Annotated in this window: 18 protein-coding genes and 1 riboswitch; of the genes, 13 read left to right on the top strand and 5 right to left on the bottom strand. The window is 69.7% G+C overall.

Annotated elements, in window-relative coordinates; genetic code table 11:
• Positions 1-192 precede the first annotated feature (192 nt).
• The 4 genes from K244_RS0111120 to K244_RS0111105 are packed head-to-tail and all read right to left on the bottom strand — an operon-like array spanning position 193 to position 5157.
• The gene (locus K244_RS0111120; protein ID WP_020186342.1) at positions 193-1620 is read right to left on the bottom strand and encodes an MATE family efflux transporter; all 1428 of its coding nucleotides are present in this window, start codon (positions 1618-1620) and stop codon (positions 193-195) included.
• Entirely contained in the window at positions 1617-3869 is a 2253-nt protein-coding gene (locus K244_RS0111115) for a molybdopterin cofactor-binding domain-containing protein (protein ID WP_020186341.1), read from the bottom strand. Before K244_RS0111115 ends, K244_RS0111120 begins: the two co-directional genes overlap by 4 nt.
• Positions 3870-3882: 13 nt before the next feature.
• Positions 3883-4329, bottom strand: coding sequence for a (2Fe-2S)-binding protein (locus K244_RS0111110; protein ID WP_020186340.1), 447 nt, complete (start codon positions 4327-4329; stop codon positions 3883-3885).
• Between the two features lie 12 nt (positions 4330-4341).
• Positions 4342-5157, bottom strand: coding sequence for an SDR family oxidoreductase (locus tag K244_RS0111105; RefSeq protein WP_020186339.1), 816 nt, complete (start codon positions 5155-5157; stop codon positions 4342-4344).
• Between the two features lie 89 nt (positions 5158-5246).
• Here K244_RS0111105 and K244_RS0111100 point away from each other — a divergent pair, with 89 nt between their 5' ends.
• The 4 genes from K244_RS0111100 to K244_RS0111085 all read left to right on the top strand — a co-directional run bounded on the left by K244_RS0111100 (position 5247) and on the right by K244_RS0111085 (position 10693).
• The gene (locus K244_RS0111100; RefSeq protein ID WP_020186338.1) at positions 5247-6197 is read left to right on the top strand and encodes a GlxA family transcriptional regulator; all 951 of its coding nucleotides are present in this window, start codon (positions 5247-5249) and stop codon (positions 6195-6197) included.
• Positions 6198-6277: 80 nt separating this feature from the next.
• Positions 6278-7054, top strand: coding sequence for a DeoR/GlpR family DNA-binding transcription regulator (locus K244_RS0111095; protein WP_020186337.1), 777 nt, complete (start codon positions 6278-6280; stop codon positions 7052-7054).
• Positions 7055-7130: 76 nt separating this feature from the next.
• Entirely contained in the window at positions 7131-9605 is a 2475-nt protein-coding gene (locus K244_RS0111090) for an FAD-dependent oxidoreductase (protein WP_020186336.1), read from the top strand.
• A gap of 242 nt (positions 9606-9847) precedes the next feature.
• On the top strand, positions 9848-10693 hold the full coding sequence (locus K244_RS0111085; RefSeq protein WP_020186335.1) for an EamA family transporter: 846 nt from the start codon (positions 9848-9850) through the stop codon (positions 10691-10693).
• A gap of 3 nt (positions 10694-10696) precedes the next feature.
• Here K244_RS0111085 and K244_RS0111080 read toward each other — a convergent pair whose 3' ends face one another.
• A complete protein-coding gene (locus tag K244_RS0111080; RefSeq protein ID WP_020186334.1) occupies positions 10697-11563 on the bottom strand; it encodes a LysR substrate-binding domain-containing protein in 867 nt (288 codons plus the stop codon).
• Positions 11564-11670: 107 nt separating this feature from the next.
• On the opposite strand from K244_RS0111080, the gene K244_RS0111075 reads away from it, so the two are divergent.
• The 9 genes from K244_RS0111075 to K244_RS0111035 all read left to right on the top strand — a co-directional run bounded on the left by K244_RS0111075 (position 11671) and on the right by K244_RS0111035 (position 25732).
• The gene (locus tag K244_RS0111075; protein WP_020186333.1) at positions 11671-12813 is read left to right on the top strand and encodes a 2-aminoethylphosphonate--pyruvate transaminase; all 1143 of its coding nucleotides are present in this window, start codon (positions 11671-11673) and stop codon (positions 12811-12813) included.
• Between the two features lie 150 nt (positions 12814-12963).
• Positions 12964-14208 carry a phosphonoacetate hydrolase gene (phnA, locus tag K244_RS0111070; RefSeq protein WP_020186332.1) on the top strand — a complete coding sequence of 415 codons (1245 nt, stop codon included), beginning with the start codon at positions 12964-12966 and terminating at the stop codon, positions 14206-14208.
• Positions 14209-14413: 205 nt separating this feature from the next.
• On the top strand, positions 14414-15865 hold the full coding sequence (gene phnY / locus K244_RS0111065; protein WP_020186331.1) for a phosphonoacetaldehyde dehydrogenase: 1452 nt from the start codon (positions 14414-14416) through the stop codon (positions 15863-15865).
• A gap of 137 nt (positions 15866-16002) precedes the next feature.
• The gene (locus K244_RS0111060) at positions 16003-17007 is read left to right on the top strand and encodes a putative 2-aminoethylphosphonate ABC transporter substrate-binding protein (protein ID WP_245259761.1); all 1005 of its coding nucleotides are present in this window, start codon (positions 16003-16005) and stop codon (positions 17005-17007) included.
• Between the two features lie 230 nt (positions 17008-17237).
• Entirely contained in the window at positions 17238-18338 is a 1101-nt protein-coding gene (locus K244_RS0111055; RefSeq protein WP_024816454.1) for a putative 2-aminoethylphosphonate ABC transporter ATP-binding protein, read from the top strand.
• A gap of 38 nt (positions 18339-18376) precedes the next feature.
• On the top strand, positions 18377-20050 hold the full coding sequence (locus K244_RS0111050; RefSeq protein WP_051460115.1) for a putative 2-aminoethylphosphonate ABC transporter permease subunit: 1674 nt from the start codon (positions 18377-18379) through the stop codon (positions 20048-20050).
• A 17-nt stretch (positions 20051-20067) separates the two neighbouring features.
• Positions 20068-21438 carry an aspartate aminotransferase family protein gene (locus K244_RS0111045; RefSeq protein WP_020186327.1) on the top strand — a complete coding sequence of 457 codons (1371 nt, stop codon included), beginning with the start codon at positions 20068-20070 and terminating at the stop codon, positions 21436-21438.
• A gap of 235 nt (positions 21439-21673) precedes the next feature.
• Positions 21674-23329 (top strand): Na/Pi cotransporter family protein, encoded by a 1656-nt coding sequence (locus K244_RS0111040; RefSeq protein ID WP_020186326.1) that lies wholly within the window; start codon positions 21674-21676, stop codon positions 23327-23329.
• 80 nt (positions 23330-23409) lie between these two features.
• A riboswitch (cobalamin riboswitch) is annotated at positions 23410-23610 on the top strand.
• A gap of 118 nt (positions 23611-23728) precedes the next feature.
• Entirely contained in the window at positions 23729-25732 is a 2004-nt protein-coding gene (locus tag K244_RS0111035) for a TonB-dependent receptor (protein WP_020186325.1), read from the top strand.
• Positions 25733-26162 lie beyond the last annotated feature (430 nt).

Below are 26162 nucleotides of genomic sequence, written 5' to 3'. Positions count from 1 at the left end.
GGCGAATGTGTCCGCGTCCCTTCCTGTTAGCAGAGATTGCCGGCCTCGGCTTGGCAAACGTGGCGGCCTTCGGGGCGCGGTCGCCCCACGCCGGTCCGGCGTTCCATCGGGACGGTGCGCCATCAGGTCGCTCAGGCGCCGAGCGGCGGCGGGCTCACCCTGAGGCCGGGTCATTTCCGTGCTATCGACGCGCTATCGACGCTCGCTCGAGCGAGGCCGGACGAAGCCGCCATGGTGGGCCGCGCCCCAGTCCGCGCCAATGGTCAGAAGGCCCATCGCGACGCCGTAGACGACCAGCGCGAGCGACGCCGCCGCGAACATCGTCCAGAGCGGAGCGGCCCAGACGAAGGCGAGAGCCGCGCCGCCGATCGCGAGCAGCGTCCGGATGAGCGTGACGGCGAGCGGCTTGCCGAGCCGCCCCGCGCCCTGCGCCGCGAAGTAGAGCGCCATGCCGAAGGCGAAGAAGCCGTAGGCCGGACCGGCGATGCGGAGATAGGCCGCGCCGGCGTCGATCATCGCGGCGTCGGCGCCGAACAGGCTAAGCCAAGCTGCGGGGACAAGCGCCGCCGCGACGCCGATGAGCTCCGCGGCGACGAAGGCGAGCGCCGCGCCCGTGAAGGCGATGCGCTTCGCGCGCTCCACCGCGCCGGCGCCGACGTTGGTGCCAACCAACGGCACCAGCGGGGCGCCGAAGCCGAAGGCGAGCGGGATCAGCAGGTATTCGAGCCGCGCGCCGGTGCCGTAGCCCGCGAGCGCCGCGGCCCCCGCGGCGTGGCCGACCAAAGCGGTGACCACGATGAAGATCAGGTTGGTCTGGATCGAGGTCAGCGAGGCGAGCGCACCCACCTTCAGGATCTCGGCCATGGGGCGCCATTCGAGCGGCGACCATCTGAGGCGCACCACGCTGCGGCCGGAGCGCGCGTACCACAGCAGGAAGCCGCAGCCGAGCGCGTTGAACGTCACGATCGCCCATCCGCCGCCGGCGACGCCGAGGCCGGGGAGGGGGCCGAACCCATAGATCAGCAGGGGCGAGAGCGGCACGATCAGGACGACGCCGAAGCAGACGACGCCGGCCAGAACCAACATGTCGCCGGTGCCGCGCAGCGCGCTGGCGAGGGCGTTCATGACCCACAGCAGCACGGTGCCGGCGAAGACCACGTTGGAGTAGGCGAGCGCCGCCTCGAGCGCGCCGCCCTCCGCGCCCGAGAGGCGGTAGAACGGTTCGCCGAACGCGAGCATCAGCGCGGAGAAGGCGAGGCCGAAGCCGGCGAACAGCGCGACGCCGTGCGACACGACCTTGTCGGCGTCCTCCCGGCGTCCGGCGCCGAGCGCCCGCGCCACGGCGGACGACACGCCGCCGCCCATGGCGCCGACGGACAGCATCTGCATCAGCATGAAGGGCGGGAACACCAGCGCCATGCCGGCGAGCGCGTCCGGCCCGAGCCGCCCGACCCAGTAGGTCTCGATCAGGCCCGTGGAGGCCTGCAGCAGCATGACCGCGAGGTTCGGCCACGCCATCCGCAGGATCAGCGGCGCGACCGGGTCGTTGAGGAGCGCCAGCGTCCGCGGGTCGAGCGCAAGCGAGGCCGGCGTCGACGCCGGAACCGCCGCCGTGCTCATACGCCCGACAGCTTCGCTTTGGCGATCGGCAGGCTGCGGATGCGCTCGCCGGTCAGCGCCGCCAGCGCGTTGGCGACCGCGGGCGGCACGCCGGGAAGGCCCGGCTCGCCGATGCCGCCCATGGGCGCGCCGCTCTCGACGATCGCGACATGGACCTCCGGCATGTGGTCGCGCGCGAGGATCTTGTAGCTGTCGTAGTTCTTCTGCTGCCGGACGCCGTCCTTGTAGACGACCTGCTCGAACAGGGCCGAGGAGAGCCCGAGCGCCGCGGCGGACTCGACCTGCGCCTTGACGATCGCGGGGTTCACGATCGAGCCGGGGTCGATGGCGATCCACAGCCGGTGGACGCGCGCCGCGCCGTCCTCGACCGACGCCTCCGCGATGGTCGCGGTCTCCGACCCGAACGGCGAGGCCATGGCGACGCCGCGGGCGCGCTTCACCCCGTCGACCTCGTAGGGGCCGCGCGTCCAACCGCCGGAGAGCTCGGCGACCGTCTTCAGCAAGGTCAGATGGCGCGGCTTGTCCTTCAGCAGCACGAGCCGGAGCGCGTAGGGGTCGTTGTTTCCGGCGGCTGCGATTTCGTCGAGGAAGCTCTCGTAGAAGAAGTCGTTCATCGAATGCCCGACGGACCGCCAAAACGCGATGGTGACGGGGTGAGGCAGCTTGGCGAAGGCCATCTTCCGGTTCGGGATGGCGTAGGGCTTCTCGACGATGCCCTCGACGGCGGACGAATCCACCGGCGCCTTGAAGATCGATCCGAACCAGCGGCCGATCGGGCCCTCGCCGACGGTGCGGACGTCGAGCGCGGTCGGGTTTCCCGCGCCGTCGAGCGCGGCGCGGAAGCGGCTGAAGCTCAGCGGCCGGACGGCGTCGTTGAGGAACTCCTCCTCCCGGGACCACAGCACCTTGACTGGCCGGCCCGTCGCCTTCGCAAGCAGGATCGCCTGCGGGAAGGGGTTCGCGGGGCCGTACATGAAGTGCCGGCCGAAGAAGCCGCCGAGCAGCGGCGAATGGATCTTCACCTTGTCCGGAGTGAGGCCGGCGGTCTGTCCCGCGATCATCTGGAACAGTTCGGGCATCTGGTTCTGCACCCAGAGGTCGAGCGTTCCGTCCGCGTTGAAGCGCGCGATGCTGGAGGGCGGCTCGAGCTGGGCGTGCGCGAAATAGGGCGCGTCGTAGTCCGCCTCGATGATCTTCGCGGCCTTTGCGAAGGCCGCGTCGGAGTCGCCCTCGGTCTCGGACGGGAGCCCCGGATCCGACGACGCCTTCAGGGCCGCGAGCATGGTCTCCGACGAGAACGCGGCCGAGACGGTGTCGACGCCCCGCGCCGCCGGCGCCGACCAGTCGGCCTTCAGCGCCCCCACGGCCTTGCGGGCGCGCCACCAGGTGTCGGCCGTGACAGCGATCGCGCCGGGCAGCCGGTGAACCGAATGCACGCCGGGCATCGCCTTGACGTCGGCTTCGTTGAGAAGCGCCTTCGGCTCGGTCCCGAACACCGCCGCATGCTGGACGGCGGCGTAGAGCATGCCCTCGACCTTCTGGTCGATGGCGTAGACCGCGCGCCCCGTGGACTTGTCGCGCACGTCCAGTCTTGCGACCGGCTGACGGATGTAGCGGAAGGTCTTGGGGTCGCGGAGCGGAACGTCCTCCTTCGGCTGCAGCAGCAAGGCCTCGCCTGCGAGCTCTCCGTAGCCGATCGAACGGCCGGAGGCGGCGTGGACCACCTTGCCGTCCTCGGTCGTCAGTTCGCCGTCCTGGACCTTGAGCTTGGCGGCGGCGGCGCGGATCAGCATCTCGCGCGCGGTCGCGCCGAGCCGGCGCATCGCGGCGTAACTCGATCGCGTAGAGAAGCTGCCGCCGGTGAGCCGGAGGCCGTTGACGAGCGCATAGTCCGGACCCGGAGGCGCGCACTCCACCATGAAGCGCTCAGGGGTCACGTCGAGCTCCTCGCCGACGATCTGCGCCAGCGCGGTGTTGATGCCCTGGCCGCCCTCAATGAAGGGGCTGAGCAGCTTCACCATGCCGTCGGCGCGGATCTCGAGGAAGGCCGGAACGCGGGTGCCTGGCTTCGGCGCGATCGCTCCGGCCCCCTCGGCCTGCGCCGCCGCCTTGCCCGTCGGCAGCGCGACGCCGAGCACCAGCGCGCCGGCGGCGACGCCGAGGAAGCGGCGTCGGGAGAGGTTGGAGACGCCGTCGGGCGTGGGAAGCAGCGTGGCGGCGTCGAGATCGAGAGGCGAGTGAGCGTTCATCGGCGTCGCCTCCTCAGGCCGCGGCCTGCCGCACGGCGGCGGCGATCGCGTTGTAGGTGCCGCAGCGGCAGAGGTTGCTCATCGCGTCGCTGATGTCGGCGTCGGTCGGCTTGGGCGTCTCCTTCAGCAAGGCCGTTGCGGCCATCACCTGGCCAGACTGGCAATAGCCGCACTGCGGAACCTGTGCGGCGACCCAAGCCTCGACGACCTTGCGGCCGACCTCGTCCTCGGTGATGGCCTCGATGGTCGTGATCTTCGACTGCTCGACCGCTTCGATCGGGAACTGGCACGAGCGCGTCGCCTGCCCGTCGACGAGCACCGTGCAGGCGCCGCACTGGGCGATGCCGCAACCGTACTTCGTGCCGGTCATCCCGAGGGTGTCGCGCAGCACCCAGAGCAGCGGCGTGCCGGGCTCGGCGTCGGCTTTCAGAACATTGCCGTTGATGTCGACGTCGTACATGGCCGCTCTCCCTTAGGCCGCCGCCGTGAGGCCCGACCGGTACCGGTCGGCGGCGTGGTTGCGGGAGAGGTTGGGAGCGAGCGCCTTGCGGGCGGTCTCCAGCGTCTCCCATTGAGCCAGGTCCGGCAGCGCCGGGATGGTGACCAGTTCGCCCTGGTCGAAGCCCGCGAGCGCCGCGTCCACCATCTCGTCGACGCCCATCACCATCTCGGCCGGAAGGTTCTCCAACCCGTGTCCGGCCCGCTCCCAGATCTCTGTGGCGGTCACGCCCGGCAGCACCGCCTGCAGTCGGACGCCGGACGAGGCGAGTTCGTGGCTCATGGCCTGAGTGAGGGCGAGCATGTAGGCCTTCGAGGCGCTGTAGACGCCGTTCAGCAATTCCGGCGCGAGGGCGACGACCGAGGCGATGTTGATGATCGAGCCTGCGCCGCGGGCGGCGAAGGCGGAGCCGGCGACCGCCGCGAGGCGGGTCGCGGCGACCACGTTCAGCCGCACCATGGCGTCGAGCTGGTCGACCTCGGTGTGGACCACCGGCGTGACCGCGGCGACCCCGGCGTTGTTGACCAGCAGCGTAACGCCAGCGTCGTCCCGCAGGCGGCGCTCCACGGCGGCGAGGTCGGCCTGCACGTTGAGATCGGCCCTGAGCGGCTCGACCGTCACGCCGGTCTGGGCGACTAGGCGTTCGGCGAGCGCCGCGAGGCGGGTCTCGTCTCGGGCGACGACGACGAGGTCATAGCCTCGCTTCGCCAGCCGGTCCGCGTAGACCGCGCCGATGCCGGAGGACGCGCCTGTCACAAGCGCCGTTCCCTTGGTGGCGGTGTTCGCCATGTGCTTTTCCTCGTCGAAGCTCGTTTGACGAGCGAAGGCTAGGCGCGTACCGCTATGTCTCAAATGTCATTTATCCGGCTTTTCGAGACATGACGCGCACCGTCGGGCTGATCATCTTTCCGGGCTTCCAAGCCCTCGATCTTGCGGTGGGCACGGTGTTCGAGCTCGCGAACGACGCGCTCGGCGAACCGGCCTACGCCATCGAGGTGCTGTCGGAGACCGGCGGCGTGATCGCGAGCTCGTTCGGCGCCGGGGTGGACAGCCGGCCGTTCGGCGCGCCTGGCTTCGACACGGTCATGATGACTGGGGGTCTCGGCGACCGCCCGAGCACGCCTGGCCTGCTCGCGTTCCTGAAGGAGGCGACCTCCGCCTCGCGCCGCACGGCGTCCATCTGCACGGGGGCCTTCTTCCTGGCGGAGGCCGGCCTGCTCGACGGGCGGCGGGCGACGACGCATTGGGCGCGGGCCCGCGACCTGCAGCGCCGCTACCCGAAGGTGAAGGTCGAGGAGGACCGGATCTTCATCGAGGACCGCGGGGTCTGGACCTCGGCGGGCATGACCGCATGCATCGACCTCGCGCTCGCGCTCGTCGCGGCCGACGTCGGCGAGGCGGTCGCCCGCACCATCGCCAAGCGGCTTGTGGTCTACCATCTGCGCGCCGGCGGGCAGTCGCAGTTCTCCGCGATGCTGGAGCTCAAGCCCGCCTCCGACCGCATCCAGACGGCGCTGGCCTTCGCGCGCGAGAACATCGCGATCGATCTCTCGGTCGAAAGGCTTGCGGAGGCGGCGAGGCTCAGCCCTCGGCAGTTCAGCCGGGCCTTCCGGTCCGAGACGGGCCAGTCGCCCGCCAAGGCGGTCGAGACCCTGCGGGTGGAGGCCGCGCGCCAGATGCTGGAGGCGGGACGCTTGTCGAACGAGGCGATCGCGCAGGAGGCGGGCTTCGTCGATCCCGACCGCATGCGGCGCGCTTTTCTGCGCGCCTACGGCCATCCGCCCCAGGCGCTGCGGCGCGCCGCGCGGAGCATGCAAGCTTCCGCGTAAGGCTCGCCTCCGCTGGCGTTGTTGCCACCGCTCGGGTCCGTCCTCCACACTGCCGGCTCCGTTCGGAGAGCGTTCCTTCCATGTCCCGCCCCATCGCCGCCAAGCGGCTTTACGACATTCTCGATCGGGTCGACGCGGAGCGCTCCGTCAGCGTCGAGGCGCTCGCCGAGAGCTTCGGCGTGTCGCGCGAGACCATCCGGCGCGATCTCAAGACGCTCGCGGCGCAAGGCCGTCTCGACGTGGTCCACGGCGGCGCGCTCAAGCGGGGCGTCGGCGAGCCGCCCTACGCCGAGCGGGTTCGTGAGAACGCCGCCGGCAAGACCGCGATCGGACGCGCCGCCGCCGCGCTGATCGAGCCGGGCATGGTCGTCCTGCTCGATTCGGGCGCGACCACCCATGCGGTCGCGGTCGCGCTCGCGGCGTCTCCGCCGAAGGACGTCTCGGTCTGCGCGACCTCGCTGGTGGACGCTCTCCTTTTGAGCCGCGCCGGCCTGAAGGTCACCGTGCTGGGCGGAGAGGTCGACCCGGACGACGGTGCGACGGTCGGCGTCGACGTCATCGCCGCGCTGGCCCGCCACCGCGTCGACCTGGTGTTCGTCGGCGTCGGCGGGATCACGATGGAAGGCGACGTCACGGTGTTTTCGCGCCTCGCCGCCGAGACGCGGTCGGTCATGATCGACATCGCGCGGCAGAGCTACCTCATCGCCGATCATGGCAAATTCGGCCGCGCCGGCCCGGCGCGCATCACCTGGACCCACGCGCCGTCGGGGGTGATCGTCGACACGCCTCCGCCGCGGCAGATGAAGGCGTCGCTCGCCGCGCAGCAGATCCCTTGCCTCGTCGCCAAGCCCACTTAATGTGATATTTTGTGATTTTATGATTGGATTTGGAATTTTCTGCGGCTAGGGTTCGGCTCTCGCTGGAGGCCGCGCCATGACCGAACCGAGCTTTCCCACCCAGGCCCAGGTCGTCGTCATCGGCGGCGGCATTGTGGGCTGCTCTCTCGCGTACCACCTGACGCAGCTCGGGCATCGCGACGTGGTGGTGCTGGAGCAAGGACGGCTGTCGAGCGGGACGACCTGGCACGCGGCTGGCCTCGTCGGGCAGTTGCGCTCGCAGGCCAGTATGACCCGGCTGATCCGCTACTCGACCGAACTCTACGCGCGGCTTGAGGCCGAGACGGGGCTTGGCACCGGCTGGAAGCAGTGCGGCTCGGTGTCGGTCGCGCGCACGGCCGAGCGCATGACTCAACTCCGCCGCACCATCGCCTCGGCGCGGGCGCAAGGGGTCGAGATCCACGAGCTCACGCCCGCCGAAGCCGGCGAGAAGTGGCCCGTGATGCGCACCGACGACCTCGTCGGCGGCGTCTGGCTGCCCGGCGACGGCAAGGCCAACCCGACCGACCTCACTCAAGCGCTGGCGCGCGGCGCGCGGACCGGCGGCGCCAGGATATTCGAGAAGACCCGTGTGACCGGGGTCACCATCGCCGACGGCCGCATCCGCGGCGTCGCGACCTCCCGGGGCGAGATCGCCTGCGAGACGGTGGCGATCTGCGCCGGACAGTGGTCGCGCCAGTTCGGCAAGATGTGCGGGGTCTCGATCCCGCTGCACTCGGCCGAACATTTCTACCTCGTCACCGAGCGCATCGAGGGCGTCCATCCGGACCTGCCGGTGCTGCGCGACCCCGACGGCTTCATCTACTTCAAGGAGGAGGTCGGCGGTCTGGTGATGGGCGGCTTCGAGCCGGACGCCAAGCCGTGGGGCATGGGCGGGATCCCCGACGACTTCGAGTTCCAGCTGCTGCCGGACGACCACGAGCAGTTCGAGATCCTGATGGAGAACGCGCTGACGCGCGTGCCGGCGCTCGAGACCGCCGCGATCCGGACCACCGTCAACGGCCCCGAGAGCTTCACGCCGGACAACAACTTCCTGCTGGGCGAGACGCCGGAGGTGCGGGGCCTGTTCGTGGGGGCCGGCTTCAACTCCGCCGGCATCGCCTCCGCCGGCGGGGCGGGACGCGCGCTTGCGGAATGGATCGTCGCCGGCGAGCCGACGCAGGACCTCTGGCCCGTCGACATCCGCCGCTTCGCAGCCTTCAACGCCAACCCGGCCTGGTTGAAGAGCCGCGTGAAGGAGACGCTCGGCCTGCACTACGCCATGCCCTGGCCGAACCGCGAGCTTGTCACGGCGCGGCCGTTCCGCGCCTCGCCGGTCTACGAGCGGCTGAAGGCGAAAGGCGCGGTGTTCGGCTCAAAGATGGGCTGGGAGCGCGCGAACTACTTTGCAACCGGACCCCACGACCGCGAGATCGTCTACGGCTTCGGCCGGCCGAACTGGCTCGAGGCCTGCGCCGCCGAGCAGCGCGCGGCGCGCGAGGCGGTCGCGCTGTTCGACATGACCTCCTTCGCCAAGCTGCGGCTGGACGGCCCCGACGCGGAGGCCGCGCTGCAGCGGCTTTGCGCCGCCGACATGGCGCTCGCCGTCGGCGACAGCGCCTACACGCCGATGCTGAACCGCCGCGCTGGGATTGAAACGGAGGTCACCGTCGCGCGGCTCGGCCGCGACGCGTTCCTGATCGTAGCCGGCTCCGGCCAGCCGGTGCGCGACGCCGACTGGATCCGCCGCCATCTGGGCGACGCGCGGGCGACGCTGACCGACGTCACCTCGGCCTACGCCGTGCTGGGCCTGATGGGCCCGCGCTCCCGTGACCTGCTTGCGACGCTGACCGACGCCGCCCTCGACGACGCGGCGTTTCCGCCGAACGCCGTGCGGGAGATCGCTGTGGGCTTCGCGACCGCGCTCGCCGCCCGCCGCTCCTACGCCGGGGAACTTGGCTACGAGCTCACTGTGGCGACCGAGTTCGCGGCCGGCGTCTACGACGCGCTGACGGCCGCGGGCGCAGCCTTCGGCCTGCGCGACGCCGGCTACTACGCGCTCGACGCGCTTCGTATCGAGAAGGGATTCCGCGCGTGGGGGCGCGAGACCTCGCCGGACCTTACGCCCGACGCCTGCGACCTCGGTTGCGTGGTCGACCTCGCCAAGGGCGACTTCATCGGCCGCGACGCGGTGCTCGCCGCTCGAGCAGGGCCTGCGCCGACGAGGAGCCTCGTCTCGCTGCTCGGGCCAGAGCCGGGCGCGCAGATGGCCTGGGGCGGCGAACTGCTGCTGGCGGACGACGTCGCCGTCGGCGAGGTGACCTCCGCCGCCTATGGCGCGACGCTTGGCGGCGTCGTCGCGCTCGCCTGGATCGACGCCGCCCGCGCGCCGGACCAAGGCGCGCTGGGCGCCCTGCGGCTCACGATCGACGCGGGCGGGGAGAGGCTGCCGGTGCGGGCGAGCCTGACGCCGTTTCGGGGTCCATACGGCGTTGAGGCCTCCACGCCCGAGGCTCTGAGGAGAGCCGGATGAGACGGGCTGTCCTTCTTGTCCCGGCCTCGAGCCGGGACCCAGAGGCGCGACATTGGCAGGATAAAGCTCGTCATGCCCCGGCGTGTCCGGGGCATCCAGGTGTCCGGAGCGCTCGACGCCTTAGCTGGATCCCCCGGACGAGCCGGGGGATGACGGCGCGTGATGGGCGATCGCCGTGGGTCTGGGTCCCGGCTCGAGGCCGGGACAAGACGTGCGGCCAAGCGGCGGGAGCGGCGTAAGGAATGGAGCTCCACGTCTGCTTTGCGGTGCTCGCGGCGGCCGCCATGCACGCCGGCTGGAACGCGTTCCTGAAGCTCCGGATCGAGCCGTTCCTCGCGATGACGCTGGTCACCGCCGGCGCCGGCCTCGTGGCTCTGCTGGTCTGGCCGTTCCTCGGCGTCCCGAAGCTCGAGGCCTGGCCCTGGCTGCTGGGCTCGATCGCGCTGCACCTCGGCTATTACATCGCGCTGACCAAGGCCTACGAGCGGGCCGACATGAGCCAAGTCTACCCGATCGCCCGCGGGGGCGCGCCGCTGCTCACCGTCACCGCGAGCCTGCTGCTGCTGGGCGAGAGCCTCTCGCCGCTGCAGATCGCCGGCGTCGCGACGCTCGGTTGCGGCGTGATGCTGATCTCGATCCTCGGCCGCCGGAAGGGCGCGGCGTTCGATCCCGTCGCGCTCGGCTACGCCGGGCTGACCGCGCTCATGATCTGCGGCTACACGCTGGTCGACGGCGTCGGCGCGCGCATCTCAGGCGATCCGCACGCCTATTCCGCGACGCTGTTCGTGATCGACGCCTTCCCGTTGCTGCTGTTCGCGTTGTGGCGACGGGGGCTCGCCGGCCTCGCGCCGATGCGGCCCTATCTCGCGCAGGGGCTCGCGGGCGGCGCCATGTCGCTCGGCTCTTATTGGATCGCGATCTGGGCGATGACCGTCGCCCCGATCCCGCTCGTCGCGGCGGTGCGGGAATCCTCCGTGCTGTTCGCCGCGCTGATCGCCGTGCTTCTGCTGAAGGAGCCGCTGCAGTGGAGCCGCGCGGTCTCCGCCGTGCTCATCGTCGGCGCGCTTGCGCTGATGCGGGTAGGGTGACGTTCACCCCTCCTGCACCGCCTCCATGAAGCTGCGCACCAGCGGAATCCGCCGGCGTTCCTCCAGGCACACGGCGTATTGAGCGACGGCGAGGTCGGCGCCGGTGATCTCGATGCGGACGAGACCTTCGCCGTCGCGGAACTCGGCGCCGAAGATCACGCCGACGCCGAAGCCGGTGGCGACCGCATCGCGCACCGCCTCGCGGGTCTGAACCTCGAGCAGATGGCCGGGCCGCACCCCCGCCTCCGCCAGCCGCAGCTCGAACACCTCGCGGGTGACCGAGCCCCGCTCGCGCAGGACGACGTCCTGCCCGACGAAGGCCTCGATCGGCACGGACGGCCGGCCCGCGAAGGCGTGGTCCCCGCGCACGAAGCCGACCAGGCGGTCCACGCTCAGCCGAACGCTGCGGATGCGCGGGTCGGAGGTCTGCTTGGCGGTCACCGCCACGTCGGCGGCGTAGTCGATCAGCTGGTTCAGAACGTCGGACGAGTTGCCGATGGTGAGCGAGAAGGTGAGGCCCGGGTGCCGGTCGCGGATGCGGCCGATCGCCGGCATGACGTGGGTCGCGCTGTCGGCGGCGATGCGCAGGTGCCCACGCGACAGTGTGCGGACCCCCGCCAACAGCGCCTCGGCCTCGTCCTCGGCGGCGAACAGGCGCGCGGTGATGACAAACAGGCTCTGGCCCAGGGGCGTCAGCTTCACGGTGCGCCCGGCGCGGTCGAACAGGCGGACGCCGAAGGCCTCCTCAAGCGCACGCACCTGCGCGGATAGGGTGGGCTGGCTGACGTTGCGAGCGCGAGCCGCCTTCGTGAAGCTCTCGGCCTGAGCGACGGCGTGGAAGGCGGCGAGTCCCGAGGAACTGATCGCCATGATGCATAGATCCGGTCTATAGATGCGATGCAAACTCCATATTGGACCTATTCGATCCTGAGCGGCTAGCCTCCCTCCGTCATCAACGACGAGTGGACGAGACGCTTATGGCCTCCGCCTCCATCGCCCGATCCGAAACCGGCGACCCGCTGCTGCTGACGCCCGGTCCGTTGACGACCTCCAAGGCCGTCAAGGCGGTCATGGTTCACGACTGGGGCTCGCGGGACGCGGCCTTCATCGCGATCAACAGGGCGGTGCTCGACGGCCTGCCGAAGATCATCCACGGCGAGGCGGAGTTCGTGACGGTGCCGATGCAGGGCTCCGGCACCTTCGCGGTCGAGGCCATGCTGACGACTTTCGTGCCCCTCTCGGGCAAGGTCCTGGTGCTGGTGAACGGCGCCTACGGCCTGCGCGCCAAGAAGATCCTCGACGTCGCCGGCCGCGCCAACGTGGTGCACGAGACGCCCGAGGACACGCCGCCGGACCTCGCGGAGATCGAGCAGATCCTGGCCGCCGATCCCGCCGTCACCCATGTCTTCGCCGTCCACTGCGAGACCACGAGCGGCATCCGCAACCCGGTCGAGGCGATCGCGGCGCTTGTTAGCCGGCTCGGCCGCCGCCTGCTGATCGACGCCATGAGCGCCTTCGGCGCGCTGCCGCTGGACGCTCGCGAGGTCGCCTTCGACGCGGTCGCGGCCTCCTCCAACAAGTGCATCCAGGGCGTGCCGGGCCTCGGCTTCGTGCTGGCCCGGACGACGGCGCTAGAGGAGACCAAGGGCAACGCCACCACGCTGGTGCTCGACCTCCACGACCAGCATCAGGCGATCTCGAAGACCGGCCAGTACCGCTTCACCCCGCCGATCCACGTCATCGTGGCGTTTCACGAGGCGCTGAAGGAGTTCTGGGCCGAAGGTGGCGTCGCCGGGCGCGGCGAGCGTTACGCCGACAACGCCAGCATCCTGATCGACGGCATGCGGGCGCTCGGCTTCGAGACGCTGCTGCCGGAGGCGCGCCAGGCGCCGATCATCGTGACCTTCCACATGCCGAAGGACCCGGCCTTCGCCTTCCAGCGCTTCTACGACGCGCTGAAGGACCGCGGCTACGTGATCTACCCCGGCAAGCTGACGGTGGCCGACAGTTTCCGCATCGGCTGCATCGGCGACCTGCACGCGAAGGACATGAAGGCCTTCGTGGGCGTGGTGGCCGAGGTGCTGAAGGACATGGGCGTCGGCCTGCGGTCGGCGGCGTGAAGAACGAGCGTCATCCCGGCCGCAGCGGCGTCAGCCGCGGAGAGCCGGGATCGTGAGCAGAATTGGACGCTTCTCTCGGAAAGCGATCCCGGCTCGGCCTTCGGCCGTCCGGGATGACGGGCGAGGCCATAGGGATAGAGCCCCATGAATATGCACGTGAACGTCGGCGCCGACGTTGTCGCCAACGGCCGGAGCTACAAGCGGCCGGAGAAGCCGGTCGTCGTGATCTGCATCGACGGGTCCGAGCCCGGCTACATCGAGGAGGCGATCGCGGCCGGCCTTGCGCCGAACCTCGACCGGCTGATTAAGACCGGCGCGAACATGACCGCGCTCTCGGTGATCCCGAGCTTCACCAACCCGAACAACCTCTCGATCATCACCGGCCGCCCGCCGGCGGTGCACGGCATCGCGGGCAACTTCTTCTACGACCGCGAGGCGGGCGTGGAGGTGATGATGAACGACGCGCGTTTTCTCCGCGCGCCGACCATCCTGGCGGAGTTCCAGAAGGCCGGCCTCAAGGTCGCGATGGTGACCGCGAAGGACAAGCTGCGGACGTTGCTCGGCAAGGGCCTCGACTTCTCGAGCGGAACCGCGATCGCGTTCTCCTCGGAGAAGGCGGACAAGGCGAACCTCGCCGAAAACGGCATCGAGAACGTGCTGGAGTTCGTCGGCAAGCCGGTTCCGGAGGTCTACTCCGCCGACCTCTCCGAGTTCGTGTTCGCGGCCGGCGTGAAGCTGCTGAACGGCTTCCGCCCGGACGTCATGTACCTCTCGACGACCGACTACGTGCAGCACAAGGCGGCGCCGGGGTCCGAGGTCGCGAACAGCTTCTACGCGATGTTCGACCGGTACGTCGGCCAGCTCGACGCCGCCGGCTGCACGCTCGTGATGACCGCCGACCACGGCATGAACGACAAGCACCTCCCGAACGGCGAGCCGGACGTGATCTATCTCCAGGAGATCCTGGACGAGCGGCTCGGCGCCGGTGTGACGCGCGTGATCCTGCCGATCACCGACCCCTACGTGGCCCATCACGGCGCGTTGGGCTCGTTCGCGACGGTCTATGTGGACGCCGACAAGGTTCCCGCCGTCATCGACGTCGCCAAGGCGATCGAGGGCGTCACCGTCGCCATCCCGGCGGAGGAGGCCTGCGAGCGTTTCGAACTGCCGGCGGACCGCATCGGCGACGTCGTCGTGCTCTGCGACCGCCACAAGGTGCTCGGAACGTCCGCCGCCAAGCACGACCTCTCCGGCCTGACCGAGCCGCTGCGTTCGCATGGCGGCCTGACCGAACAGACCGTGCCGATGATCGCGAACCGGGCGATCGAGGTTCCCGCCGGCCGGACGCTCCGCAACTTCGACGTCTTCGACGTCGCGTTGAACCTGGTGAAGTGATCCTGACCTTGAGCCCGCGGCTCCCCCTCACCCGGCCCTGCGGGCCGACCTCTCCCCAATGGGGAGAGGTGAAGCGCTCGACCGCCGCGCTCGATGACGCAAAGGGCGCGGGTCTTCACCTCTCCCCGGCGGGGAGAGGTCGCCGCGCAGCGGCGGGTGAGGGGGCTTTTCGCCCAAACATGACGCTCGAAACGGAACCGACGCGATGAACGCCAACGTCAAGCCGCCCTTCCGGGCCGAATCCATGCGGATCGCGGGCAAGCTCGTCCAGACCGACGACATCGTCGAGGTGAAGAATCCCTACGACAATTCGGTGGTCGGCACGGTCCCCGCGGCGCGGGCGGAGCATGTGCGCGAGGCCTTCGCCAAGGCCAAGGCGTTCAAGCCGACGCTGACCCGCTACGAGCGCCAGCAGATCCTGCAGAAGACCGCGGAACTGCTGCGGGACCGGAAGGAAGAGTTCGCCCGGCTGATCACCGCCGAGGCCGGGCTCTGCTGGAAGGACAGTCTTTACGAGGCGAGCCGGGCCTACGACGTCTGGTCGTTCGCGGCCCAGCTCACCATCAAGGACGACGGCGAGATCTACTCCTGCGACATCTCGCCGAACGGGAAAGCCCGAAAGATCTTCACGACGCGGCTGCCGTTGCTGGGCGTGATTTCGGCGATCACGCCGTTCAACCACCCGCTCAACATGGTGAGCCACAAGCTCGCGCCCGCGATCGCGACCAACAACCGGCTGGTGCTGAAGCCCACCGAGCTGACGCCGCTGACCGCGCTCGCGCTCGCGGACGTGCTCTACGAGGCGGGCCTGCCGCCGGAGATGCTCTCGGTCGTCACGGGCAACCCGTCGACGATGGGCGACGCCATGATCACCGACCCGGACGCCGACCTCGTGACCTTCACGGGATCGGTGCGGGTGGGCAAGCACATCGCGAACACCGCCGGCTACAAACGCATCGTGCTGGAGCTCGGCGGCAACGACCCGCTGATCGTGATGGAGGACGCCGACCTCGACAAGGCGGCGGAGCTCGCCGTCACCGGCGCGACCAAGAACTCCGGCCAGCGCTGCACGGCCGTGAAGCGCATCCTCGTGGTCGAGAGCGTCGCGGACGAGTTCTCGAAGCTCGTGGTCGAGAAGGCCAAAAAGCTCAAGTGCGGCGATCCGATGGATCCCGCGACCGACGTCGGCACGGTGATCAACGAGCGCTCGGCGATCCAGTTCGAGGGCCGCGTGAACGACGCGGTCGCCAAGGGCGCCGAGGTTCAGCACGGGGCGCCGCGCCGGGGCGCGCTGTTCGCGCCGACGGTCGTCGACAATGTGCCTTACGACTGCGAGCTGGTGCACGAGGAGACCTTCGGGCCAGTGATCCCGATCGTGCGTTGCCCCAACGACATCGCCGAGGTCATCCGCATCTCGAACTCCACCGAATACGGCCTGTCGTCGGGCGTCTGCACCAACCGGCTCGACTATGTCTTGCGCTTTGTTGCCGAGCTCGAGGTCGGCACCGTCAACGTCTGGGAAGTGCCGGGCTATCGCATCGAGATGTCGCCGTTCGGCGGCATCAAGGACTCCGGCCTTGGCTACAAGGAGGGCGTCGTCGAGGCCATGAAGAGCTTCACAAACGTCCGCACCTGGTCGATGCCCTGGACGGCGTAAGTTTGGGCGCCCGTGAATAAAAAGAAATCTTGTCAGATAACTGCAACAAAGGTTGAATAAAATATCGGCGTAAACGCAATCGAAAACAGCCGCTTTGGCGGCGCATTGACGGGGATACAGCGGTGAAGACTTGGATCTTGGCCGGCGCTGCCGCCATTTTTGCTTTGACGGCGCCGGGCGCCGCGTTCGCCGACAAGACGAAGGTGACGATCTACACCGCGCTGGAGAACGATCAGCTCGGGCCCTTCAAGCAATCGATCGAAGCCGCCGTTCCCGAGGCGGAGGTCGCCTGGGTGCGGGACTCCACCGGGGTCATCACCGCGCGTTTCCTCGCGGAGAAGGACAATCCGCGGGCGGACATGGTGGTCGGCCTCGCGGCGTCGAGCCTGCTCATGTTCGAGAAGGCCGGTCTGCTGGAGGCCTACAAGCCGGCCGGCGCCGACCAGCTCAAGGAAATTTTCCGCGATTCCAAAGAGCCGTACGCCTGGACCGGCATGGACGCCTTCCTCGGCGCGATCTGCTTCAACACCGCCGAGGCCGGCGGCGCGGCGGCGCCCGCGTCCTGGAAGGACCTGCTGAAGCCCGAGTTCAAGGGCAAGATCGTGATGCCGCACCCGGCCTCGTCCGGCACCGGCTACCTCATGGTCGCCGGCTGGCTGCAGAGCATGGGCGAAGAGGAGGGGTGGACGTTCATGGACGGGCTCCATGACAACATCGCCGCCTATCTGCATTCCGGCTCCGCCCCGTGCGTCCAGGCCGCCCGCGGCGAGCGCGTGATCGGCCTTGCGCTCGACATGCGCGGCGCCGCCGAGAAGACCAAGGGCGCCCCGATCGAGGTCATCCTGCCGAAGGAAGGCGTCGGCTGGGAGATGGAGGCGAGCTCCATCGTCAAGGGGACGAAGAACCTCGACGTGGCGAAGAAGATCGCGGACTGGGTCGCGACCAAGGAGGCCAACGCGCTGTTCTCCAAGACCTACGCGATCGTGGCCTATCCCGGCGTCTCGAACATCCCTGCGAACTATCCCGCCGGCGCCGAGCAGGCGATGATCAAGAACGACCTGTCGTGGATGGCCGACAACCGCGAACGCGTGCTGGCGGAGTGGTCGAAGCGCTACGAGTCCAAGGCCGCGCCGAAGAAGTGAGGCGCTCGTGACGCCGCGCTGAACGCGACGGCGCCGAGCGTCACCTCTCCCCAGTGGGGAGAGGTCGGCCCGCAGGGCCGGGTGAGGGACCTTGTCTCAATGGGAAAGACCTCAGGCCCCCTCACCCGCTCGGCTCCGCCGACCGACCTCTCCCCACAGGGGAGAGGCAAGGGCTGCGCCTCGCCGTGAACGGCTGCAGGTTTTTCGAAAGTGTGAACAAGGGCTCCGCCATGACCGTAGCCGATACGATCGCCAGCTCCTTCCTCCGCGTGCGGGGGCTGGGCAAGAGCTTCGGCGCGTTCCAGGCGCTGAAGGACGTCGATCTCGACGTCGCCCGCGGCGAGTTCGTCTGCTTCCTCGGACCGTCGGGCTGCGGGAAGACCACGCTGCTGCGCGCGATCGCCGGCCTCGATCCGCAGGACGAAGGGACGATCCACATCGCGGGGCGCGACGTCTCGAAGGCGCCGCCGTCCGAGCGCGACTTCGGCATCGTGTTCCAGTCCTACGCGCTGTTTCCCAACCTCACGGTGGCGAAGAACGTCGGCTACGGCCTCGTCAACCGCTCGCGCCCGCGGCGGGAGATCGACGAACGGGTGGCGGAGCTGCTGGCGCTGGTCGGCCTGCCCGAGCAGGGGGCGAAGTTCCCCGGCCAGCTCTCCGGCGGCCAGCAGCAGCGCGTGGCGCTCGCCCGGGCGCTCGCGACCTCGCCGGGCCTGCTGCTGCTCGACGAGCCGCTGTCGGCGCTCGACGCCAAGGTGCGCGTGCGGCTGCGCGACGAGATGCGCGCGCTGCAGCAGCGTCTGGGCGTCACCACGATCATGGTGACCCACGACCAGGAGGAGGCGCTCGCCATGGCGGACCGCATCGTGGTGATGAATCACGGCGTGATCGAGCAGGTGGGGACGCCCGAGGAGATCTACCGCCGTCCCGAGACGGCCTTCGTGGCCGACTTCGTGGGCCACATGACCTTCCTCGACGCGGTCGTCACAGGCCCCCGCAGCGTGAAGGTCGGCGCGCTCGACTTCATCGTGGCGGAGGACGCCGGCGCGGCGGTCGGAACGTCGGTCAAGCTCGCGCTCAGGCCGGAAGCGGTCCAGACCCGCGGCGTCGCGGCCGACGCGCCGAACCGGTTCGACGCCCGGGTCGGCGACCTCGCGTTCCTCGGCGCCTTCTGCCGCGCCCAGCTCGCGCCGGTCGAGCCCGGCGCGCCCGTCATCGCCGCCGACATCTCTGCCAACGCCATGCGCGACCTCGGCGTCGCGACCGGCGACGTCCGCTCCGTCGCCTTCCCGCCGGAGGCGCTGCGCGTGTTCGCCGCGGCGGCCTCGTGAGCGAGCTCGCGACGTCCGCGCCTGCGACGGCCCGGGCCATGAGGTTGCGCCGCTCGGGCCTGGGCGAGGCCCAGGTCGCGGGCGGGCTCATCGCCGTCGTCTGCCTCGTCCTGATCCTCATCATCGCGCTGCCGCTGTGGACGCTGCTGTCGAAGAGCGTGCAGAACGTGGACGGCCAGTTCGTCGGCCTCGCGAACTTCGCGGCCTACGTCCGTTCGCCGACGCTGGTCGCCTCGCTGGTGAACAGCGTGATGGTGGCGGGGCTCGCGACCGCGATCGTGATCCCGCTCGCCTTCGTCTACGCCTATGCGCTGACCCGCAGCCGCATGCCGCTGAAGGGGCTGTTCGCCGCCGCCGCCCTGCTGCCGATCTTCGCGCCGTCGCTGATGGCGGCGCTCGCGCTGATCTACGTGTTCGGCAACCAGGGCATCCTCAAGTTCTGGATGATGGGCGCCTCGCTCTACGGGCCGATCGGCATCGTGGCGGCGGAGGCGCTCTACAGCTTCCCCCACGCGCTGCTGATCCTCACCACCGCGCTGTCGCTGTCCGACGGGCGTCTTCGCGAGGCCGCGGACGCTCTCGGCACGACGCGGCGGCGCATCTTCTGGACCATCACCTTGCCGGGCGCCCGCTACGGCCTCGTCAGCGCGGCCTTCGTGGTGTTCACCCTCGTCATCACCGACTTCGGCGTGCCGAAGGTGATCGGCGGCCAGTTCGACGTGCTTGCGACCGACGCCTACCGCCAGGTCGTCGGCCAGCAGAACTTCCCCATGGGCGCAGTGGTCGGCCTCGTGCTGCTGATCCCGGCGGTGGCCGCCTTCTTCGTGGACCGCCGCGCCCAGAAGCGGCAGACCGCGCTGCTCTCGGCGCGCGCGACGCCATACTTCCCCAAGCGCGACCGGCAGCGCGACTGGTCGCTGTTCGCCTTTGCGGCGCTGGTCGGGACCGCCATCGTCGCCACCTACGGCGTCGCGGTCTGGGGCTCCTTCGTGCGCTACTGGCCGTACAACCTGTCGCTGACGCTCGCCAACTACGACTTCGCCAACGTCGAGCCGACCGGCTGGGAGGGCTATTTCAACTCCCTGAAGCTCGCGGGCCTCACGGCGGTGATCGGCACGGCCTTCGTGTTCGTCGGGGCCTATCTCATCGAGAAGCTAACCGTGTTCCCGCGCCTCCGGGGCTTCGCGCACTTCCTCGCCATGCTGCCGATGGCGGTGCCCGGCCTCGTGCTGGGCCTCGGCTACGTGTTCTTCTTCAACGCCAGCTGGAACCCGCTCAACGTGCTCTACGGCACGCTGGTGGTGATGGTGATCAACACAGTCGCGCACTACTACACCGTCGCGCACATCACGGCGCTGACGAGCCTGAAGCAGATCGACCGCGAGTTCGAGGCGGTCTCGGCCTCGCTCAAGGTCCCGTTCTGGCGGACCTTCTCCCGCGTCACCGCGCCGATCTGCATGCCGGCGATCCTCGACATCGCCGTCTATCTCTTCGTCAACGCCATGACGACGGTCTCGGCCGTGATCTTTCTCTACGGCTCCAGCACAAAGCTCGCGTCGATCGCGATCGTGCACATGGATGAGGCCGGCGCGGTCGCCTCCGCGGCCGCCATGGGCACGGTGATCATGGCGACCGCGATCGGCGTGAAGCTGCTGCATGTGGCGCTCAACGCTTTGGTCTTCGGCCGGCTGCAGCGCTGGCGCGTCCGCTAAACGCCAAGGAAGTGAGCATGAAACCCCGTCTCGTCGCGCAGTCCGAAAGCGACACCAACCTGACCGACCGGCGAGCCGCCTGGCAGGCGGGGGCGCTCGACGGGCCGACCCGGGCGCTGCTCGCCCGCGATGAACGCGCCTTCCTCCGGCAGTCGGTCTCGACGCCCTGCCTCAACGCCATCGCCAAGGCGGAGGGGATCTGGATCGAGGACGTCGCGGGCCGGCGCTACATGGATTTCCACGGCAACAACGTCCATCACATCGGCTACGGCCATCCGCGCCTGAAGAAGGCGATCGCCGATCAGATGGACGCGCTGCCCTTCGCTCCGCGCCGCTACGCCTGCGAGCCCGCGGCGCTGCTCGCGGAGAAGCTCGCGTCCATCACGCCCGGAACGCTCTCGAAGGTGCTGTTCACGACCGGCGGCTCCGACGCGATCGAGCTGGCGGTGAAGATGGCGCGGATCGCGACCGGCCGGTTCAAGACGCTGTCGTTCTGGGACGCCTTCCACGGCGCGGGCGTCGGGGCCGGCGCCATGTCCGGCGAGATGCTGTTCCGCTCAGGTCCCGCGGCGCCGCTGGTCGCGGGCGCGCTGCAGGTCGCGCCCTTCGGCGGCTATCGCTGCCCCTATGGGACCACGACGCCGGAGGCGAGCGGGGCGGCCTGCGCCCGGATGATCGACTACGTGCTGTCGCGCGACAGCGACGTGGCGGCGCTCGTCGCCGAGCCGACGCGCGCGGTGCCCTACGTGGCGCCGCCCGGCTTCTGGGGCGAGGTGCGCGCGATCTGCGACCGCCACGGCGTGCTGCTGATCTTCGACGAGATCCCGACCGGGCTCGGCAAGACCGGCCGCATGTTCTCCTGCGAGCACGACGGCGTCGCGCCCGACATCCTGGTGACCGGCAAGGCGCTCGGGGGCGGCATCCTGCCAATCGCGGCGCTGATCGCCCGATCGGAGCTCGATGTCGCGCAGGATTGGGCTTTCGGCCATTACACCCACGAGAAGAACCCGGTCACAACGCGCGCCGCGCTGACGACGATCGAGATTATCGAGGACGAAGGGCTGGTCGAGAACGCCGCCGCCGTCGGCGCCTACGCGCTGGAGCGCCTGAAAGACATGAGCAGCCGCCGCGAGGTCATGGGCGACGTGCGGGGCAGGGGGCTTTTGCTGGGCGTCGAGATGGTGAAGACTGGCGGGTCCGACCCTGACGGGGCGCTTGCGGAGGACATCATGTACCGCGCGCTGGACCTCGGCCTGTCGTTCAAGACCACGATGGGCAACGTCATCACCCTGACGCCGCCGCTGACCCTGACGCGCGACGAGATGGCGCTCGCGCTCGACCGGCTGGAGACGGCGATCGACGGCGCGCTCGCCGAGAGGGGAGATTGAGCCGGGCCTTCCCCCCTCACCCTTGCGGGGAGGGGCCGGGGGTGGGGGTGGTTCCGGACACGTCGCCGACCCCCATGCCGCTCTGTGCCGACCCACGGCGTTCGGTTCTGGACCACCCCCACCCTTACCCTCCCCGCAAGGGGGAGGGGGCGGAGACGTCGGGCCGAGAACCGTGGAGCGCAGCGCGTCTGGGTTCCGGCTCAAGGCCGGGACACGCGCGCAGCGTCGCGACAGCATGAGCGCCACCCACGTCCTGATCGAACTGCTGGGCGAGGTCGCGCTTCTGCTCTGGGGCGTGCACGTGGTCAGCAGCGGCGTGCAGCGCGCCTTCGGCAGCGACCTGCGCCACATGCTGGGCGAGGCCCTGCGCAACCGCGGCCGCGCCTTCCTGGCCGGCGTCGGCGTCACGGCCCTGCTGCAGTCGTCGACCGCGACCGCCCTGATGATCGCCTCCTTCAGCGGGGCAGGGGCCGTGGAGCTCGCCCCGGCCCTCGCCATGATGCTGGGCGCGAACGTCGGCACCACGCTGATCGTGCAGGTCGCGTCCTTCGACGTGTCCTATGTCTTCCCGCTGCTGCTGTTCCTCGGCGTCGCAGTCTACCGCCGGGGGCGGTCCAGCCTCGTCCGCGACCTGGCGCAGACCGCGATCGGCCTCGGCCTGATGCTGCTCGCGCTGCATCTGCTGGTGGAGACCATGCGGCCGATCGAGGCTTCGGCCACGCTCCGGATGCTGCTCGGCGCGCTGACCGAGGAGCCGCTGATCACGGTGCTGCTGGCCGCCGCCTTGAGCTGGGCCGCGCACTCTTCGGTCGCGGCCATGCTGTTCGTGATGTCGCTCGCGGGCGCGGGCGTGATCTCGACCGAGGCGGCGCTCGCCATGGTGCTCGGCTGCAACCTCGGCAGCGCGCTCAACCCGCTGATCGACGCCATGGGCGGCGCGCCCGCGAAGCTTCGGGCGCCGCTCGGCAATCTCGCCAACCGCCTCGTCGGCTGCGCGCTGGCGCTGCCGTTCCTGGGCCCGATCGCACAAGCGCTGTCCGTCGTCGACGCCGATCCGGCGCGGCTCGCGGCGCTTGGCCATCTCGCCTTCAACCTCGCCACCGCCGCGCTGTTCATCGGCCTGCTGCCGCAGCTCGCGGCGCTTCTCAAGCGCGCGCTGCCCGACCGGCCGACGGAAGGCGATCCCGCCACGCCGCTGTACCTCGACGAGGCCGCGCTTTCGACGCCCTCGGTCGCGCTCGCCAACGCCGCGCGCGAGGTGCTGCATATGGCGGACGTGGTGGAGGGCATGCTGAAGGGCTCGCAGGGCGCCTTCGCCCATGACGACATCGGCCGCGTGCTCAACGTCAGCCGCACCGACGACGTGCTCGACACGCTCTACGACAAGATCCAGCTCTACATCGGGGCGATCGACCACGACCGGCTGAGCGACAAGGAGACCCAAAGGGTCTTCGCCACGCTCGCTCTCGCGATCAACCTCGAGCACATCGGCGACATCGTCGACAAGAACCTGATGGAGATGGCGGCGCAGCGCATCCGCGACAAACGCCTGCTGCCGCCGGCCGCGATCCAGCGCATCGACGCCATGCACGCGCGGCTGTGCGAGCACCTGCGCCTCGCGGTCGCGGTGTTCATGTCGGGCGACCACCAGGCCGCCCGGCGGCTGGTCGCAGAGAAGGAGCAGTTCCGCGAACTGGAGCGCGAGGCCACCGAACGCCATTTCGCCGAGATGCGGTCGGGCCGCGCCGACCAGATCGAGACCAGCGCGCTGCAGCTCGACATCACGCGCGACCTGAAGCGCATCGAGGCGCACATCGCAGCGACCGTCCACGGCCTGCTCGAGAGCGACGGCCAGCTTCGCGCGAGCCGGCTGGCGCCGGGGCGGTCCTGACCGGCGTCGCTCCTGTTGATGGGCGGGAGCTGAGGTCCCGAGTCGGCCGCAGCGCCAATTGACAGCCGCGACATGTCCGCCATAGCGTCCGCCGCGACGGTTCCCCTCGGGGATCAAAAGGGAACGCGGTGCGGGTCTAACGACCTCATGCCGCGGCAGCCCCCGCTACTGTAAACGGCGAGCGCTTCGTCACTCAGCCACTGGGCCTTCGGTCCCGGGAAGGCGACGACCAGCGCGGCGACCCGTGAGCCAGGAGACCTGCCGTCAGTCGTGTGGTCACACGCGAACGCGTCGGGCGGGGTGCACCGATGGTGGGCGAACCGTCGGCGCACGTGACGTGCGTTTGCGGCAAGACCTCGAGTTCGCGGTGACGTGCCACTCGTCCCGCTCGGGGTCTCCATGTCCAACCTGTTGTCCCGCCCACGGCGCGCCCACGCGGCCGCCGTCCTCGCCGTTTCCTCCGTCCTCGCCGCCTCAGCGGCCGCCCAGCAGGCGCCCGCCGACGACTCCACCGCGCTCGAAGAGATCTCGGTCACCGCGAACCGGGTCGAGGGCCCGGCCGCCGCGATCGGCAGCGCGGTCTCCTCGATCTCCGGCGAGGAACTGAAGCGCCGCCAGATCCGCGTCGTCTCCGACGTCCTGCGCGAACTCCCCGGCGTCGCCGTCAACCGCACCGGTCCGCTCGGCGCCCTGACCCAGGTCCGCATCCGCGGATCGGAGGGCAACCAGACGCTCGTCATCGTCGACGGGATCCGGATGAACGATCCGGGCACGAGCGCGGAGTTCGACTTCGCCAACCTGCTCAATCTCGAAGTCGAGCGCGTCGACGTGCTGCGGGGTCCACAGAGCGCGCTCTACGGCTCCGACGCGGTCGGCGGCGTGATCAACATCACGACCCGCAAGGGCGAGCCGGGACCGACGCGCTTCCGGGCGAACATCGAGGGCGGTTCGTTCGGCGCCCTCACCGGCACGGCCTCCGTGTCCGGCGGAACGCAAGCCTATGACTATCTCATCGCCGGCCAGGGCTATCGCACGAGCGGGATCTCGACCGCCAAACGCTTCGACGCCTTCGCGCCGACCTCCTCGCTCGACCGCGACGGCTACCAAAGCGGAACAGGCCTCGCCAAGGTCTCGGTTCGGCCAAATGAGCTCCTCGAGTTCACCGGCGTCGCCCGCTACACCGACTTCAAGGCCGATCGCGACGGCTTCGGAGCCGCCTCCGACGGATCGCCCTTTGCGGCCTCCGTCGACACTCGCGACACCGAAAAGGGCAAGCAGTTCTACGGCCGCGCGCAGATGACGGCGACGCTGCTCGACGGCGCCTGGGGCCATGTCGCGGGGCTGAGCTACACCAACTCCGACCGCCGCAGCTTCGACGGCGACGGTGCGAAGACCTTCGCGACCGTCGGCGAGATGACGCGGTTCGACTACCAGACGAACTACCGCTTCGCGACCGAAGCAGGGCTGCCGGCGAGCCACGTGGTGACCTTCGGCGCCGATCACACGCGCGACGCCGTAGACAGTTTCACGCAGTTTCCGTCTCAGCGCGCGCCCACCGTCAAGCAGCACATCGACAACGCGGGTCTCGTCGGACAGTACCAGCTCGGCCTGTTCGACAGCCTGTTCGTGACTGGCAGCATCCGACACGACTTCAACGACCGGTTCGAGGACGACACGACCTCTCGTCTGGCGAGCGCCTACACCTTCCAGCGCTCGAAGACCAAGATCCGGGCCTCCTACGGCACGGGCCTGAAGAACCCGACGACCTTCGAGCTGTTCGGCTTCGCCGACAACTTCGTCTCGAACGAGAACCTCACGCCGGAGAGGGCGCAGGGCTGGGACGTCGGCTTCGACCAGCCGTTCTGGAACGACCGCGTGGTCCTCGACGCGACCTATTTCCAGCAACGCGTGAAGGACTTGATCTCCAGTGAGTTCGTCCCGGCGAAAGGCGCGGGTCAGCCGGTCAACCTCGCGGGCAAATCCAAAATCGACGGCGTCGAACTCGGCCTGACGGTGAGGCCTTTCGCGGATGTCAGCGTCCGCGCCGCTTACACGTTCACAGACGGCGAGGATCCCAACGGCGACACGCTGGTCCGCAGGCCGCGCCACATCGGCAGCGTGAACGTCAACTACGTGTTCCTCGACGGCCGCGCGAACGCCAATCTTGGCGTCGTCTACAACGGCCGGCAGAAGGACAACCGGTTTGACGCCGAGACATTCGAGCGGGCGCCCGTCTCGCTGAAGGCCTACACGCTCGTCAACATGGCCGCCTCCTACAAGGTGACCGAGAACGCCGAGGTCTACGGACGGATCGAGAACCTCTTCGACAAGCAGTACGAGGAGGTCTTCACCTACAACACGCCCGGCCGGGCGGCCTATGGCGGCGTGAAGGTGTCGTTCTGACGGGCGGGCGGACGTTGGCGCCGGCCCTCTGGGCCGCGGCGGCGTTGGCGGGGGTTGCGCTGCGGCCGGGCCCCGTGCAGGCGGACCGCTCCACCACCCGCGCGGCCATCTCTGTGCTGAAGGCGGGCCGGCCTCGTGAACGTCGCGGCGGAACTGCAGCTCGACAACTGCGGCCAGCTCCCGCTGCAGACGATCGTTCAGGCCGGGTCGACCTGCTTGCCGTCGACGGCATGGGCGGTCCGCGGCCGCTCCGCCATCAGCGCCCACCCGGCGTTCCAAGACCTGCTGGAGCGCATCGGCGACCCTCGGCTCGTCGCCGCCAAGGGGCCGCCGCGGACGGTCACTCGGCCGAAAGGGCGGGGCGCCATGCATGGCTCGCGGCTAAGATCGGCGCTCTTCAAAGCGCCGTTCCGTCAAGGATCGACGCTCC

This window comes from Methylopila sp. 73B (assembly GCF_000526315.1).
In the GTDB taxonomy this organism is placed as follows: Bacteria; Pseudomonadota; Alphaproteobacteria; order Rhizobiales; family Methylopilaceae; genus Methylopila.
Note: the sequence above shows the minus strand (reverse complement) of the source record. Positions and strands in the feature narration are given on the sequence as shown.

Bases quoted from the DNA above. Each gene is read 5' to 3' on its own strand.
- K244_RS0111120 (WP_020186342.1), bottom strand. From the start codon at position 1,620: ATGAGCACGGCGGCGGTTCCGGCGTCGACGCCGGCCTCGCTTGCGCTC.
- K244_RS0111115 (WP_020186341.1), bottom strand. From the start codon at position 3,869: ATGAACGCTCACTCGCCTCTCGATCTCGACGCCGCCACGCTGCTTCCC.
- K244_RS0111110 (WP_020186340.1), bottom strand. From the start codon at position 4,329: ATGTACGACGTCGACATCAACGGCAATGTTCTGAAAGCCGACGCCGAG.
- K244_RS0111105 (WP_020186339.1), bottom strand. From the start codon at position 5,157: ATGGCGAACACCGCCACCAAGGGAACGGCGCTTGTGACAGGCGCGTCC.
- K244_RS0111100 (WP_020186338.1), top strand. From the start codon at position 5,247: ATGACGCGCACCGTCGGGCTGATCATCTTTCCGGGCTTCCAAGCCCTC.
- K244_RS0111095 (WP_020186337.1), top strand. From the start codon at position 6,278: ATGTCCCGCCCCATCGCCGCCAAGCGGCTTTACGACATTCTCGATCGG.
- K244_RS0111090 (WP_020186336.1), top strand. From the start codon at position 7,131: ATGACCGAACCGAGCTTTCCCACCCAGGCCCAGGTCGTCGTCATCGGC.
- K244_RS0111085 (WP_020186335.1), top strand. From the start codon at position 9,848: ATGGAGCTCCACGTCTGCTTTGCGGTGCTCGCGGCGGCCGCCATGCAC.
- K244_RS0111080 (WP_020186334.1), bottom strand. From the start codon at position 11,563: ATGGCGATCAGTTCCTCGGGACTCGCCGCCTTCCACGCCGTCGCTCAG.
- K244_RS0111075 (WP_020186333.1), top strand. From the start codon at position 11,671: ATGGCCTCCGCCTCCATCGCCCGATCCGAAACCGGCGACCCGCTGCTG.
- phnA (WP_020186332.1), top strand. From the start codon at position 12,964: ATGCACGTGAACGTCGGCGCCGACGTTGTCGCCAACGGCCGGAGCTAC.
- phnY (WP_020186331.1), top strand. From the start codon at position 14,414: ATGAACGCCAACGTCAAGCCGCCCTTCCGGGCCGAATCCATGCGGATC.
- K244_RS0111055 (WP_024816454.1), top strand. From the start codon at position 17,238: ATGACCGTAGCCGATACGATCGCCAGCTCCTTCCTCCGCGTGCGGGGG.
- K244_RS0111050 (WP_051460115.1), top strand. From the start codon at position 18,377: ATGAGGTTGCGCCGCTCGGGCCTGGGCGAGGCCCAGGTCGCGGGCGGG.
- K244_RS0111045 (WP_020186327.1), top strand. From the start codon at position 20,068: ATGAAACCCCGTCTCGTCGCGCAGTCCGAAAGCGACACCAACCTGACC.
- K244_RS0111040 (WP_020186326.1), top strand. From the start codon at position 21,674: ATGAGCGCCACCCACGTCCTGATCGAACTGCTGGGCGAGGTCGCGCTT.
- K244_RS0111035 (WP_020186325.1), top strand. From the start codon at position 23,729: ATGTCCAACCTGTTGTCCCGCCCACGGCGCGCCCACGCGGCCGCCGTC.